The sequence below is a fragment of the Sphingobium sp. BS19 genome (assembly GCF_027925545.1).
Taxonomy (GTDB): domain Bacteria; phylum Pseudomonadota; class Alphaproteobacteria; order Sphingomonadales; family Sphingomonadaceae; genus Sphingobium.
Genome location: NZ_BSEF01000005.1, coordinates 193,466 through 208,782, shown reverse-complemented (window position 1 = coordinate 208,782; position 15,317 = coordinate 193,466). Strand labels below are relative to the sequence as shown.

Below are 15,317 nucleotides of genomic sequence, written 5' to 3'. Positions count from 1 at the left end.
GGGGAAAGTCATTTGAGGGAAAATTCGATGCAACTGTCTTTCGCGCGATCCTTGCTGTTCCTGCCTGCGTCCAATGCGCGCGCAGTGGAAAAGGCGCGTGGGTTGATGTGCGATATGGTGATCCTCGACCTGGAGGACGCTGTTCCGGATGCGCAAAAAGATGCCGCGCGGGATGCTGCAGTGGCGGCCACGCAGATGGGATACCCCGACAAGCTAATGGGAATTCGCATCAACATGGTGGGAACACCGTGGCATGGGGTAGATATGATGGCCGTGAAAGCCAGCGCGGCGGACTATGTCGTGGTGCCGAAAGTCGAAAAGGCCTCGCAGGTGCATGACGTGCGAAGCGTGTGCGAAAAGCCAGTCATCGCGATGATCGAAAGCGCGCTGGGCTTGCTGGCGGCGCGGGACATAGCGGCGCAATCCGGTACCGCGGCCTTGTTCATCGGGGTCAATGATCTGCGTAAGGATTTGGGTATCCCGAGCGGCACGGACCGGCAGGGATTATCGCTGGCTTTGCAGACGGTGGTTCTGGCCGCGCGCGCGTCGGGCAAAGCCGTGTTCGATGGCGTCTATAACCGGCTGGACGATTCCGATGGTCTGGCGGCGGAATGCCGCGAAGGTCGCAATTTCGGGTTTGACGGCAAGACGCTGATCCATCCCGGCCAGGTGGAAATCGCCAACGGCATTTATGGCCCGGACGCGGTCGCGATTGCCGATGCGCATCGCCTCATCGATGCTGCGACCGGGGGTGCCGAGCGCTTTGAAGGCGCAATGATCGAAGCGATGCACGTCGATGCCGCGCGCGCACTTATCGCTCGCGCCGAGGCCTTGAGGGCTTAAGCGGTATTCCTAGGTCTGCGCACGTACCAAAAGAGCAATGCAGCCAGTAATGTGATCAGGCTCACGATGGCGCCAGCGATCTCCTGCCAGATCCTGACGCGGACAATGCGATAGGTTCCGGGCGTTGCCTGAAAGCGAATGAGCGGACCTGTCGACGGCACGACCTTCCCGTCGCGCTCTACGCGCCAGATCGGAAAAGCTGCACGGCCCAGCGTAACCGCGCCGGCTTTTGGTACTTCGATAACCGACGCTCTCGAAAGCGATTTGTACGCTGTCAGGTCAGGGGCACGCTTGTTGTCGATGGTGCCCTGATACGGAAAGCCATTAGGCAAATATTCGATCGCATCGGGTAGCCGGGGTGTCAGAGCCTCGTAATGCTGCGGCACTTCATAGTGCTTGTGCACCTGCTTCATCAGCAGGACATAAGGTATTATCAGACAGCCAAGTCCCGGCAGGACGAAAAGAAGACGGAGCGGTTTACCCGCCGTGAATACAGCGGTGATTGCGACGAATTCCGTAACGCCTAGCAATCGCCACGGAAATTGCACCTTGTCCAGTGGCGGAATGAGCCAAAGGGGCGGCAGCAATCCGATCGCAGCGATCCCGGTTACAACAGCAATTCCGGTCCATATCGAGCGGGTCGACAAGGATATAAGCAACATACCCAAGCCAATGAGCTGGACATTGCCAAGCGTGGGGTCAGGCCGGTCAAAGATGATCCAGTTGGCAGGTTGATAATAAGGAGACCATAGCAGCTTTGTCGTAATATGACCCTGCAACGTCAACGCGGGTAGCAGGTAGAATGCCACCAACCCTATGGCTAACGCTCCAGAAATCGCGGCAGGAATCCAAAGGGATTTGTCTTCTTTCGCGCGCCAAAAAACCAGCGGCGCTATCATGAAGATGCCCGTCAGCACGGCCATCGGCAAATGGGTGAGGAGCAATCCCGCAAAGCTCCCGGTCAGAAGGAAGATGCCATTGCGCGTCGGTAACCGCTCTATCGCCAATGCGATCAGTGGGAACCACAAAAACGCCGTAAGCTCGGCCAAGGCGCCCCGGACGCCCAGATCGAGCAGATGGTAGGGCGCGACGATGTAGCATATCGCTCCTAGTAGCGGGTAAGCGCTGCGACCTTTGAGCCAAAGGTGCATCGTCACGCCAGATGCCAATAGGACGATGAACTCTGCGGCGGTAATGGCCTGCAATGTCGTAAAGCCGATGGCCCCGATCCCGCCGCTCAGCCAATAGGCAAGGGGCGGATAGAAGTAAAAGGTGGGACTTCCCAACCCCTCGAAGCTGTGTGGCAGCCAGCGAGGGTACAGAGTGCCGGCACGAATTGCTTCCGAGAACTGGCTGGTCCAAATATAGTTGTACGTCCCTGAATGCGTGTAGCCTTGGCCGAAAATAAGATTCGGAGCCATCACGATTGCGGTGACGAGGATGAGCCAGAATAACGAACGCATGCAGTCTCCTAGCAAGCGTTCCTTAAAATGATGTTTACCTTAGTGCCTGCGTTCGATCGGGCGCACAAACAAGTCTTTGATTGAGTCGGGACGTGCTATGAAGGCTGCAGGCACTGATACTGCGCTTTCCACTATCTAAACTGCAGTGCTCCGACCGATGAAGGGCTTTCGCATTGCGAGCCTCCGGCACAGGGAGCTTTGCATGCCCGATAAAATTCGCGCGTCTTCGGAGGATGCCCAGAGCCTCAGTTTTGCAATTGTTGCCTCGTCCAGCGCTCCTTTGCTGTTGCTGGATGTCGAACTGCGCATACTGGCTGTCAGCGCTTCGTTTTGCGACGATTTCGCCATCGATCATGACCAGGCGGTCGGCCAACGACTGAGTCAGATTGGAGCGGGAGAATGGGCGGTTCCGCAATTGGGGGCTTTGCTGCACGCCACAGCGTCGGGTTCAGCCAATGTCGACGGTTACCATATGGACCTTAAGCGGAACGGTCAGGACGTCCGGTCGCTGGTCATCCAGGCGCGCAAGTTGGATTATCGGGGCGGCGGGGATGTGCGACTGATAGTAACGATCATCGATGTGACCGATGCTGAAAATGCCGAGCGTGCCAAAGATGCCCTGATCGCCGAAAAGGGCGTGCTGCTGCAGGAAATTCAGCATCGGGTCGCCAACAGCCTTCAGATTATCGCCAGCGTACTCATGCAAAGCGCTCGTCGGGTCAATTCCGAAGAGAGCCGGATGCACCTTTCCGATGCGCGCAATCGTGTGATGTCGATTGCGGCATTGCAACGCCATCTTGCCATCGCGCCTTCGGCGAACGTTTCTTTGCGTCCCTACCTGACTGACCTGTGCAGGAGTATAGGCGCTTCGATGATCCATGATCCTGAAAGCATCACGCTCAAGGTCCGTTGCGACGATGTGACGAGTAGTAGCAATATGTCCGTGAGTCTGGGCCTGATCGTGACCGAACTGGTGATCAACGCGCTGAAACATGCGTTTCCCGACGACAGGAAGGGGCAGATATCGGTCGATTATAGTCCCAAAGGCGCAGGATGGACGCTGTCCGTAACGGACGACGGAGTTGGGATGTCGCGCGAGACTGACTCGCCTAAGGCAGGGCTAGGCACGACCATCGTGCAGGCTTTGGCCAAGCAACTGGGCGCGACGATCAGTGTTTCCGATTCTTCCCCCGGCACGGCGGTAAAGGTCATCCATTTGGGTGGCGACATTGCAGGACGTGCAAAAGCAGTCTGAAAGACAGGTCGCACCCTTTGGGAAGGACGGGCGCGACCTGTCGCAGCGATGATCAGAACTTGCCGCTGAGCGATACGCCGATGACACGGGGATCGTTGAAAACGGCGGCCATGTAGTTTTCGATGACGCCCTTCAGGTTCTTTTCATTGGTTATGTTCCGGGCAAATACCGCGAATTCATAAGCGTTGTCGGGAGCGGCATAGCCGATCTTCAAGCCGCCTTCGAAGCTGTTCTTCGACGTAAATTCCTTGGTATCGTATAGAACAAAGCTGGTCTTACCCTGCATGTTCCAATCGGTAGCCGCAAAAACCTTGCCGCCGTTACCCAGGGGGATGTCATACCGTGCCGTAAGATTAAGATTGTATTCTGGCGCGTTTGGAAGAGGCTCCCCGTCGATCTGCGCGAAAACGGCAGGCTGGCCAAATACGGGAACGGTAATCGTGGGGTTGCCGACGGTGCACACCACCACACCATTTAATGCACAGACCTGCGCGTACACGCGCTTGTCTTTGATTTCGCTATGCAACAGGCTGAGCCCAGCGGAGATCGAAAGGTTCTCGATGGGTGCCCAGTCCAGTTCTGCTTCCATACCATAGGCTTTCGCCTTGTCTGCGTTGAAGAGCACACCGTTGCCGTTGCTGTCGTTGCCGTTCAACTGGATGTCCTTGACCGTATAGGTGAAGGCGCTGGCATTGAAGCGCAGGGTATTGCTGATCTGGCTCTTGAAACCGGCTTCCCAAGACAGGATCGTTTCAGAATCGGCCGTTGTGAAGTCGGAATTGAATACTGCCGAACGACCCTGAATGGTGGGACCGCGGAAACCCTTCGCGACACGGGCATACAGGCTAAAGTCGGGGCTGACTTCATATAGCGCGCTTGCATCCCAGCTTGGCTTGCTGTCGGACAGGCGGACATAGCGGCGACCCCGGTAGCTGCTGACACCAGCCGCTGAGTCTGCTGTCTTAAGCAAACGTGTGCTCTTGGTGTCGCGAGTGATGCGGCCACCGCCGGTCAGCGTCAAGTTGGGGAGGATTTCGTAGCTCAACTGGCCGAACAACGCCCAGGACGTATTGATGTTGTGCAGTCGCACCCAGTTGTTGGGGTTTCCTGCTGCTGTCGTCAGAAAATAGGCGCGTTGATAAAAATCGGTCGTGTCACGCGAATCGAAATACATGCCGCCGAACTGATATTTCAGGCCTGAATCTCCGTTGCTGGACAAGCGCACTTCCTGTGTCCACTGGTCCAGATCGCGGATCTGGCCCTGGCTCTGGCCAAAGCCGTTGGCGACGCCCTTGACCGGGAAATTGGCAGCTGCGCCACCATCGGTGTCGCCGCGACTGTATCCCGATGTGGTTTCGTAGGCTGTGATAGACGTCAGCGTGACCGGGCCAAAATCATAGGTAGCCTTCAGCGAGCTGCCATAAGTGTCGTAGGCCTGCGGATTGTTACGTCCCTCGTCCAGCGCGATGACGGTGCGCGGTTCGTTCGACACATCATTCGAACCCTTTTTGATAGCAGCACGGTGGAAGATAGTGGACGTGCCGTCATAGCTGCGCGCATGGCCGGACAGGAGGATCGATGTCTGTTCGTTCGGCGTGGCGAGCAACTGAACGCGGACATCGCGTTCGTTATAGCCGCCCATAGCGTCCTTTTTCGGTGACACGGTGCCATCGGCGCTCGGCCCGACATAGACGTTGTCGACCCAGTCGTCGCGATGCTGGTACAGTGCGGAAACGCGGAAAGCGAGCTTGTCCTGGATAAGCGGGCCGCCAACGCCACCGTCGAAGGTTACCGTATTGTAGCTACCATAGCTGGCCGATGCGCGGCCTTCATATGTCGTCAGGTTCGGCTTGATGCTGTCGAACTTGATGATGCCTGCGGTCGTATTGCGACCGAAGAGCGATCCTTGCGGACCGCGCAGCACTTCGACCTGGCTCATGTCGAACACGGGGTTCGATTTGAGCACGACATGCTCCAGCACGACGTCGTCCTGAATGATCGAAACGGGCTGCGACGCGCCGAGGTAAAAGTCTATATTGCCAAGGCCGCGAATGTAAAAGCGTGGGAAAATGCGCCCCGTGGTCGTTTCGGCATACAGGCCAGGTACGCGGCCAGACAAGGCGAGGATATCGTCACCGCCGCTCTGGAAGTCGCGCAGCTTGTCGCCGGCGACCACGCCGACAGACAACGGCACCTTTTGCAGATTTTCGGAGCGACGCTCTGCAGTGACGACGATGTCGCCAAGCTGCGACTCGTCAGCAGCGGGCGCCGTGGCATCCTGCGCGCGCGCGACTGTGCCCATGGAAAGTGCGCTGAACGCTGCGGTAAGCAGCAAGGCCGACCGGCCAGATTTGGAGTGCGACACGAGATATTCCCCTATGGAAGATGGTTGGCTGGTAACGACGGCACTCTTGCTCGTCGTTGACTGACTCCCCTGATGGCGCGGCGCTAACCTTCCATTATGTCTGATTCGTGACACTATGTTGCGGAGTTTGTCAGGTGTTGCTGCGGCGCAACAGAGCGACGATTGCGCCTGCTCCAACAAAATGTCGCGGTGCACTAGCCCACAGGAGCCATAATGGTTACATGGACCGCCACATGATCCCCCTGCGTACGGCCCTGTCTGCCGAGCGCCCGCACAGAAAGTGGCTTAACCCATGGACATTCGCCTTGGTCTGACATTCGACGACGTTCTCCTGCAGCCAGGGGAATCGGACGTCATGCCGAGCCAGGTCGATACCAGCACGCACATCACCAAGAGCATCAAGCTGAACATTCCGGTGCTGTCGTCCGCTATGGATACCGTCACCGAAGCCGATATGGCGATTGTCATGGCGCAACTCGGCGGCATCGGCGTTCTCCATCGCAACCTGACGGTGGAGCAGCAGGCGTCGGCAGTGCGCGCGGTGAAGCGCTTCGAAAGCGGAATGGTCGTCAATCCGATCACGATCACGCCCGATGCGACCCTGGCCGATGCGCAGATGCTGATGACACGCCACCGGATTTCCGGGATTCCCGTGGTGGAAGCGTCCGGCAAGCTGGTCGGTATCCTGACCCATCGCGACACGCGCTTTGCGGAAAATCCCAAGCAGCCGGTCAGCGAACTGATGACCAAGGATAATCTGGCGGTAGTGCCTGCTGGCGTCACGCAGGACGATGCGCGGCGGCTGTTACATCAGCGCCGTATCGAAAAGCTGCTGGTGGTGGATGAGGCCTATCACTGTGTGGGCCTGATTACCGTCAAGGATATGGAAAAGGCCGTCAATTATCCGCAGGCAACCAAGGATGGCACGGGTCGACTGCGTGTTGCCGCCGCAACCACTGTGGGGGATACGGGCTTTGAACGCACCGAAGCATTGATCGACGCGGAATGCGATCTGATCGTGCTGGACACGGCGCATGGCCATAGCAAGCAAGTGTCCGCTGCTGTCGAGCGCATCAAGCGCCTTTCCAATTCGGTGCAGGTCGTGGCGGGCAACGTAGCTACGGCCGAAGCGACGCGCGCACTGATCGATGCGGGCGCGGATTGCGTGAAGGTGGGTATCGGGCCGGGGTCGATTTGTACGACGCGTGTCGTTGCCGGCGTGGGCGTACCCCAGCTCACCGCGGTCATGGACTCTGCTGAAGAGGCGTTCAAATCGGGTATTCCGGTCATCGCCGACGGCGGTCTGCGTACCAGCGGCGACTTGGCCAAGGCGCTGGCGGCGGGAGCAAGCTGCGTCATGGTCGGTTCACTGCTGGCCGGGACCGAGGAAGCGCCTGGCGAGACATTCCTGTATCAGGGCCGTGCGTACAAGAGCTATCGCGGGATGGGCAGCGTCGGCGCGATGGCGCGTGGCAGCGCCGACCGCTATTTTCAGCAGGATATCAAGGACCAGATGAAGCTGGTGCCCGAAGGTATCGAAGGTCAGGTGCCGTTCAAGGGACCGGCCAAGGATGTCATTCACCAGCTTGTCGGCGGGGTAAAGGCAGCGATGGGCTATACCGGCAGCCGGACTCTTCCCGATCTTCGCGAGCGCGCCCGCTTCGTGCAGATTACCAATGCGGGCCTTTCCGAAAGCCATGTTCATGACGTTACCATCACACGCGAAGCCCCCAATTATCCGACGCGGTAAATGATTCCCGCAGCGCGGGTGCAGGCCGCAATCGACCTGCTCGACGAAGTGGTGCTGTCCGCTCGCGATGGCGGTCCCGCCGCCGACACGCTGATAGCCCGATATTTCAAGACGCGGCGCTATGCTGGGTCGAAGGACCGGCGCGCTGTCCGCGATCTGGTGTACGATGCCATTCGTCGTGCGGGCGAGCGCCCCGAAAGCGGGCGTGCAGCGATGCTGGGTCTCTTGCAGGATCAACCCGATCTAGCCGCGCATTTCGACGGATCGCCTCACGGCCCTGCCGCCATTGTCGAAGGCGAAAAGCCGACGAACGGTCGCCTCGTCCCACGTTGGATCGCGCCGCTGTTGTCGGACCTTATCGATGCGCGGGAGCGCACGGCGCTGTTGGCGCGCGCTCCGCTCGATGTGCGCGTGAACAGGCTGAAGGCGACGCGCGACGAGGTGGCGGGGATGCTGTCCGATGCGGCTGTCATCGATTCGCTGCCCGACGCACTGCGTCTGCCGGAAGGCTATCCGCTCGAAAAAAGCGATGCATGGGATCAGGGTCTGGTCGAAGTACAGGACGCCGGTAGCCAGATCATTGCCGCGACCTGCGGTGCGCAGCCGGGCATGACTGTCATCGATCTATGCGCGGGTGCGGGGGGCAAGACCTTGGCCCTTGCGGCCGCGATGGAGGGGCAGGGCGCACTGATAGCGGCCGATACGGTGCGGTCGCGGCTTCAGCGCCTGACACCGCGCGCCGAACGGGCGGGGGCGGGCTTCATCGAAACCCTGCTGCTCGATCAGGGACGTGAAGGCGCCGCGCTGGGCAGCTATGAGGGCAAGGCGGACATCGTGCTCGTGGATGCGCCATGTTCCGGCACAGGCACATGGCGGCGCAATCCCGAAGCGCGCTGGCGCCTGACGCCCGACCGGCTGACGCGGCTGACGGTGGAGCAGGCCCGCATTCTCGATATCGCTGCGCCGCTGGTGCGCGACGGCGGTCGTCTCGTGTACGCTGTGTGCGCTCTTACCGATCGCGAAGGCCGCAATCAGGTGGATGCCTTTTTGAAACGTCATCCCGGATGGACGGCCGTGCCGGTTGGCGGCGCGGTCGGGCGGGTCTGGGGCATGGGGCAGTTGCTAACGCCGCATCATGATGGCACGGATGGTTTTTTCCTGGCGGTGCTGGAAAAGTCTTAATGGACAAACACGCGCGAAACGGTGAAAATCCGGCGGAATCGATGCTGGAGACTATCATGCGTTTCACCCCTGCCACTGTTGCCCTTGCTGTCCTGCTCGCCACTGTGTCGAGTGTCGGGATCAGCCAGCGGCCGGATGCGCAGATCGACCCCTTGTCGCTTGAATGGCTGAAAAAAGGGGAAGCCGCGCAGCAGGCAGGCGATCTTTCCGGTGCTACCGATGCAATGGAAACGGCACTCGCTATCGATCCCCGTAACCGTGGTGCCTATTTAGGGCTGGGGAAGGTCGCGCGTGCGCAAGGCCTGCAGGGGAAGGCGATTCGCTATTATCGCGAGGCATTGCTGCTCGATCCGACCGATGTTCATGCCCTTGCGGGGCAGGGGCAGGCGATGGTGGAAAAGGGTGCCATAGCCAAGGCGCGCGAAAATCTGGCGCAGGTGAAAAACCTCTGTAAAGATGGCTGCGCAGCGGCAACGCAGCTTGCGGCTACCATCGACAAAGGTGTGCCGCCGACGGTGCTGACGGCCAAGGATGTTGTGCCGACACCGACGGTCGTTCCAACCAAGCAACCCTAAAATCCTGCCTGGGGCAGTGAGCGTGCGTTCGCTTACTGGCTTAAAATGCGCGCAACCGTTACAAATTCTGCAATCGTCAATGTCTCGGCCCGACGTTGCGAGTCGATCCCTGCGGATTCCAGCGCGGCAAGACCGCCCGGAAGTCCTTTCAGGCTTTGCCGCAACATCTTGCGACGCTGACCGAACGCCGCAGCGGTCAGGCGCTCCAGATGTTTGAAATCGACTCCCTCCGGCTGCGGGGCAGGTTCGATGTGAACGACCGCGGACATCACCTTGGGCGGAGGAGTGAAGGCACTGCGGTGCACTTTCATCGCGATGCGCGGCGTAGACCGCCATTGGCTCAGAACTGCAAGGCGACCGTAATGATCGCTGTTGGGCTGCGCCACGATCCGCTCGGCAACCTCATGCTGAAACATGAGCGTCAGCGATGCCCACCACGGTTGCCAGTCCGCCGATAGCCAACCGACAAGCAAAGCCGTGCCGACATTATAAGGAAGATTGGCCACGATGTGCGCGCCTTCGCCCGCCACGCTACGCGCGTCCACGGCCATGGCATCGCCTTCGATTACGGTAAGCCGATCGGGAAAAGCGGCGTCCAGTTCGGCCAGGGCCGGCAGGCATCTGCGGTCGCGCTCGACCGCGACCACGCGCGCGCCCGTGCGTAACAAGGCGCGGGTTAGGCCGCCGGGGCCGGGGCCGACTTCATAGGCCGTCGCGTTCTGCAGCGGTCCAGGAATAGCAGCTATGCGGTCGAGCAATTGCTCGTCGAGCAGAAAGTTCTGCCCGAGCGCTTTGCTTGCCTGAAGCCCGTGCGCGGCAATGACTTCCCGCAGAGGCGGTAGCTTCGGCAGGGACATCAGGCCTCAGCAGAGGCAAGAGCGGCGGAATCTGCGGCGCGACGATGGTTTGCCGCTTCCCCCGCCATGCGGATCGCGGCGATCATCGCGCCGGGATTGGCGCTGTTGGTTCCGGCAATACCGAATGCCGTGCCATGATCGGGCGATGTCCGGATGATCGGCAGGCCCAGCGTCATGTTTACGCCTTCGTCGAAATGCAGCGTCTTGACCGGGATAAGTGCCTGATCGTGATACATGCACATGCACACGTCGTAGGTCTTGCGCGCGCGGCTGTGAAACAGGGCATCGGCAGCATGGGGGCCGGTCACATCGATCCCATCCGCCCGCAGCGAGGCGATGGCCGGGGCGATCACATCGATCTCTTCCCGCCCCAATGCGCCGTTTTCTCCGGCATGTGGGTTGAGGCCGGTCATTACGAGGCGGGGCTTGGCTATGCCGAAATTGCGCTGCAAACCCTTCGCGGTGGCGATGGTGCGCGCACGGATCAGATCGATTGTCAGTGCGCGCGGTACATCGGCTAATGCCAGGTGAATGGTTATCGGCACCACCCGCAACGATGGTCCTGCGAGCATCATCACCGCATTGTCATGGGATACGCCACAGCGTTCGGCGATGAATTCTGTCTGGCCGGGATGCGAAAAGCCGACACCATAAAGTTGCGTCTTGCCGACGGGCGCCGTGATTATCCCTGCCGCAGACCCGGAACGGGCAAGGCCGACAGCACATTCGAGCGCCTGTAGAGCAGCACGGGCGCCATCGGAGCTGGCTTCGCCCGGCACGATGGAACCTGCGTTGGCTACGCGCAAACACGGCAGCGCGTTGGGGAAGGCCGCATGCGCTTCCTCTGGCCCCTCGATTTCGCGCATCGGGCCGCCCCATACGGCTTTTATTGCTGCAGGATCGCCGACGGCGAAGAAGCACGACAAGTTCCGCGCTTCGCGCATGCCCCATGCCTTAGCGACTATTTCCGCCCCAATGCCCGCCGGGTCGCCCAGCGAAATGGCAAAGGGGGCAATCGGTGAGGACGAAAGGTCGGACAGTGCCTCGCCCTCACTCATCAGTTATAGTCGATCACCGCATCGCGGCGAAGATCGCGCAGATAGATACGCGCGCGCTTATTCACGCGCTCTTCCTCCATCTGAGCCTGAATTTGTTCAGAAGAAGGAGCACCAGCAGCGGCTGCGTCGTCGCGACCGCACAGCACGAGAACGCGCACGCCGTCTTCTACCGAACCGAAGGGCGGCGTGGACTGGCCGATCTGCAAGCCCAGCAGCATTTCCTGCAGCGGCCCAGGCAAATCGCGGATTTTGACATTGTCGTTGTCCACGACATCGGCGCCCAGTTTTGCGCCAACGTCATTGGCCGCACCGCAACCCTGAATTGCCTTGGTCTGAGACGCAAAGCTGGCTGCACGATCCGTGGCCTGCTCCTTCGTCGTTCCCTTCGGAAATGCGATTGAGAGCTGCTTGAGGCTCAATAGCGCATCTCTTGGATCGGCGGTCAGAACCTTGCGCTTGTCCATGACGTACAACAGCGATACGCCGCCCGGCACGGAGATAGGTCCGGCGATTTGCCCCACTTCCATCTCGGTTGCAGCCGTGGCAAGTTCGTCGGGCAACTGCGCAGGGCGGACCCAACCCAGATCGCCGCCTACCGCCGCCGTGGAGGCTTCGGAAAACTGGCGCGCATAGGCAGCGAAGGAGCCGCCCTTACGAATCTGATCGATGATGTTGCGTGCGTTGGCTGAGATCTGCGCGGCATTTTCTGGCGTGGCAGACAGGTAGATTTCGCCGATCCGGAATTCGTCCGTACCCTTCGCCGCATTTAGCCGGTCAACGACGGATTTCACTTCGTCCTCGCCAACGTTGACGAACGGCTGCACATTGCGTCGCAGCAGGCGGTTCCAGGCCAATTCGCCTTCAATCTGGCGCTTGATGCTCGCGGAAGAACTGCCCTGTTGACGCAGATAGGCTTCGAAGTCCTTCGGGCTTTTGCGGAAATTGGCAGCCACGCGCTCGTAGCTTTGTTCGACTTCAGCCGGATCGACCTTGATGCTGTTGGCAGCGGCTTCCTGGATCTGCAGTGTTTCGTCGATAAGGTTGCGCAGAACCTGCACGCGAAGGCGTTCTTTTTCCTCGTCCGCAACCTTTCCGCCGTTAGCGGTGATTATAAGCGCGAGGCGCTGATCGATATCGGTTCCTGTGATAATCGAACCGTTGACGATTGCAGTCGCCTTACGCACGTTCGGGTCACCCTTGCCGAAAATCGTCATGTTCTTCGGTAGGTCGAGGGCGGAGGAAGGCGCGCTACCTTCATCGGGAACCGTCTGTGCCAATGAAGACGCCCCCACGGACAGCATGGCCATCGCTAGCAAGGAAGCCCGTAGAGCGGCAAATCGGGGCCGACGCGCGGCAGAAATAGAACCTATCATCGGCGAAATATACTCTCCAACTCGTACCCGCAGATGCCGGGATGCACCTTATGACAATCTACGTCTTAACCCGGCCTGAGCGAAATCGCTGACGGACAGGATATGCCCATCGCGCAAAATTCACCTCAACCCTTTATATCCCAAGATTGCGAAAAGCCAGCCGCAGGAGGAAAGTGTTGCCCTGCTTCGCGTCGCCGGTCGTGCGATAGTCGCGGCGCCAGGTCAGGCCGAACTCTAGACAGTCGTCGGCATAAGAAACGCCGACCCTATGCCGCAGCGGCTGATACCCATCCGAAATCGAAATGGGATCCTCCCGCGCATCCGTCAGATCGATCACAGTCGATCCGAATAGCGACCAGAAGCGAGTCACCTGTACCCTGCCACCTAAACGGACTTCCTCGCGATCCTGCAAATCTTCAAGCGCGGCGGACGCATTGCGGTTAAGGCGGAGGTATCCGACGGTCGCATAGGTCTTGTCCGTGCCGACTGTGGCGTCCAGTTCGTTTCGGCGAATGCCCAGACTGTCCTTATCCAGTCGATAGCGATGAACGAAGCGAACGAAATCGGTGAACTTTACCGTCGTGCGGCCGACTACGTCCGAGACGCGCTCCGATAGGCCGGTGCCATCGGGGAAGAGATTAGGCCGACGATCCAGGCGGTAGCTCTGGCCTATCACAGTGCTGATCGAGAGGTTCTTCCTGTCGAGCTGATATTCGAAGCCGTAAGTGATTCGCGTGGAATCCTCGAACCGATCGTATCCGGGGAAACGATTGAGCGAGAAAAGATTGCTGTCCTCCAGATCGACGGCGCGTGCATCCTCGTTCGGGACAGACAGATTGGCGAGACGTGGCGCGGCCACGATTTGAACGCGAGGTGTAATGCGCTGCGTGCCGCCAAACGCCGCGCCGATGAAGGGCCAGCGGATGTCGACGGCTGCCGCAGCTATGCCGCGCGTTTCCCAGCCACTATTGCCGCGATAGCTGACCGTCTCGGTAAGATTATTTTGATCGCTGTGATAGACGTCGCCACGCAAATAACCGGTGAAAGTCACTTCCTGACCCAGCCCGCTGAGCTTGCGCAAACTCCACTCTGCCCCGACGAATGCGCGTTGTGTATCCTGCCCCTCGGTCCGTGTTATTGCGAGGGAATTGGCCTGCAGTTGAATACGCCCACCCAGAACCGGGTCGGTCAGACGCAGGCGATAGTCGACAATCGGCAAGGCGACCGGAACCTGGCCCTGATCGTCGTTGGCGCGCAGCGTTTGTGTCGCCCAGCCTGACAGCGAGAAATAGCTGTTCGCATCAATGCGCTCGGCCTGAAGGGTCGAACGTAGACGATCGTCGCGGCTGATGTCGTAGCGCCGCAGGAAGGTACGGTCGGTAGCAGTACGGATCGATCCGCTGACGCTCCATTCGGGGTCCAGTTGCAGCCGACCGCTGGCGTCCAGATAGCCACGGAAACCCTTTTGGGAATTTACCGTAGGATCTGTGTTCGACGCTGGCAGGCGCGAGCCATAGGTGGCATATCCGGTGATCTGATACGCGCCATTGTCCAGCAGTGCGCGATAATTGGCTGCCACCATTGGAAGCGCTTCGGAAAACACACGCGGGGTGATTGTGAGGTCGCGATTCGGCGCGATGCGAATATAATAGGGAATGGCGGCTTCCAAGCCGTTGACCCGATCGTAGCGCAGGTCCGGGACAAGCAATCCATTGCCGCCGCCTTCGCCGACTGGGTGGGAAAGCCCGGGCAACGGGATCAGCGGCAAGCCGAACAGTTCGATCTTTGCATTGGTATAGGAAACACGCTGACGGACGGGATCATAGACCACCTTGACCGCTTTGATCTGCCACGTCGGCTCTTTCGGGCAGCCCGCGCTGTCTTCGACGGAGCAACCGGTATAGGCTGCGCGGTTTAGGGTGTAGACGCCATTCACCCGTGACGCTTTGGCTGCGGCAAGCCGCCCGCCGCTGTCCAGCACCAGCAGCATGTTCTCGACGAGGCCGTCCTTAAGCGTGTCGGTTACATCGACCTTGTCGCCATAGGCGATGTTGCCTTCGGGATCGGTGATCGACACATTGCCATTGGCGACGACCTTGCCGCTTTTGCGTTCCCAGGTCACGCCATCGGCGCGCAGGCGGTTGCCTTGCCGCACCATCTGCACATTGCCGCTGGCGGTAACGATGTCCGCGTCGGAATCATATTCCAGCTTGTCCGCCGAAAATGCGATTTCCTCATCCGTTGCAGGCGTCGGCGTGTCGGCGGCAGTCAGTGATTTGGGAGGCTCGTTCAATATCTGCCCTGCCGCAGGCGCCGCGCCGACAGCCAAGAATAAGGTGGGAAGGGCCAGAGCCCAGGTCACACTATGCGTCGCTACTGACGGACCGGAGAGGCGATTACGGCTGTTCATGAAGGGTACGGACGCACTTTCAGTGTGATGCACTGACGCCTATTGCATTGCTTCGCGCCGCCCGCAATCGTCATGACGACTATCGAGAAACGGAAAATTACATGAAGCGCTTTGCCACAGCGACCGGCGCGCACTATCTCACCATCCTATCCCTTTGCCAGAATATCCCATATCGGGTTGTTGGCA

General features: G+C 59.6%; 11 protein-coding genes. 5 read left to right on the top strand and 6 right to left on the bottom strand.

What is annotated here, in order from left to right; genetic code table 11:
* Positions 1-27 precede the first annotated feature (27 nt).
* A complete protein-coding gene (locus tag QMG56_RS07155; protein WP_281821889.1) occupies positions 28-843 on the top strand; it encodes a CoA ester lyase in 816 nt (271 codons plus the stop codon).
* On the opposite strand, the gene QMG56_RS07150 is transcribed toward QMG56_RS07155, so the two are convergent.
* Entirely contained in the window at positions 840-2,306 is a 1,467-nt protein-coding gene (locus QMG56_RS07150; protein ID WP_281821887.1) for an integral membrane-like protein, read from the bottom strand. The genes QMG56_RS07155 and QMG56_RS07150 overlap by 4 nt on opposite strands.
* A 202-nt stretch (positions 2,307-2,508) precedes the next feature.
* On the opposite strand from QMG56_RS07150, the gene QMG56_RS07145 reads away from it, so the two are divergent.
* Positions 2,509-3,561, top strand: a complete 1,053-nt coding sequence (locus QMG56_RS07145) for a sensor histidine kinase (protein WP_281821886.1) — start codon at positions 2,509-2,511, stop codon at positions 3,559-3,561.
* A gap of 52 nt (positions 3,562-3,613) precedes the next feature.
* Here the strand turns inward: QMG56_RS07145 and QMG56_RS07140 are convergent, their stop codons facing one another.
* Complete coding sequence (locus QMG56_RS07140; protein WP_281821988.1) at positions 3,614-5,863, bottom strand: TonB-dependent receptor; 2,250 nt, start codon at positions 5,861-5,863, stop codon at positions 3,614-3,616.
* A 355-nt stretch (positions 5,864-6,218) separates the two neighbouring features.
* Between QMG56_RS07140 and guaB the strand changes: the two genes are divergently transcribed.
* From guaB to QMG56_RS07125, 3 genes are read left to right on the top strand one after another with little or no spacing between them, the layout of a single operon-like run.
* Positions 6,219-7,676, top strand: coding sequence for an IMP dehydrogenase (gene guaB, locus QMG56_RS07135; RefSeq protein ID WP_230187160.1), 1,458 nt, complete (start codon positions 6,219-6,221; stop codon positions 7,674-7,676).
* Entirely contained in the window at positions 7,677-8,858 is a 1,182-nt protein-coding gene (locus QMG56_RS07130; RefSeq protein ID WP_281821885.1) for an RsmB/NOP family class I SAM-dependent RNA methyltransferase, read from the top strand.
* Positions 8,859-8,914: 56 nt separating this feature from the next.
* Complete coding sequence (locus tag QMG56_RS07125) at positions 8,915-9,433, top strand: tetratricopeptide repeat protein (protein ID WP_281821884.1); 519 nt, start codon at positions 8,915-8,917, stop codon at positions 9,431-9,433.
* A gap of 32 nt (positions 9,434-9,465) precedes the next feature.
* Here QMG56_RS07125 and rsmA read toward each other — a convergent pair whose 3' ends face one another.
* The 4 genes from rsmA to QMG56_RS07105 form a co-directional block, all read right to left on the bottom strand.
* The gene (rsmA, locus tag QMG56_RS07120) at positions 9,466-10,290 is read right to left on the bottom strand and encodes a 16S rRNA (adenine(1518)-N(6)/adenine(1519)-N(6))-dimethyltransferase RsmA (protein ID WP_230187163.1); all 825 of its coding nucleotides are present in this window, start codon (positions 10,288-10,290) and stop codon (positions 9,466-9,468) included.
* Positions 10,290-11,348, bottom strand: coding sequence for a 4-hydroxythreonine-4-phosphate dehydrogenase PdxA (gene pdxA / locus QMG56_RS07115; RefSeq protein WP_230187164.1), 1,059 nt, complete (start codon positions 11,346-11,348; stop codon positions 10,290-10,292). The genes rsmA and pdxA overlap by 1 nt, the downstream gene beginning before the upstream one ends.
* Positions 11,348-12,655 (bottom strand): peptidylprolyl isomerase, encoded by a 1,308-nt coding sequence (locus QMG56_RS07110; RefSeq protein ID WP_375713650.1) that lies wholly within the window; start codon positions 12,653-12,655, stop codon positions 11,348-11,350. The genes pdxA and QMG56_RS07110 overlap by 1 nt, the downstream gene beginning before the upstream one ends.
* 199 nt (positions 12,656-12,854) lie before the next feature.
* Entirely contained in the window at positions 12,855-15,131 is a 2,277-nt protein-coding gene (locus QMG56_RS07105) for an LPS-assembly protein LptD (RefSeq protein ID WP_281821881.1), read from the bottom strand.
* Positions 15,132-15,317: the final 186 nt, after the last annotated feature.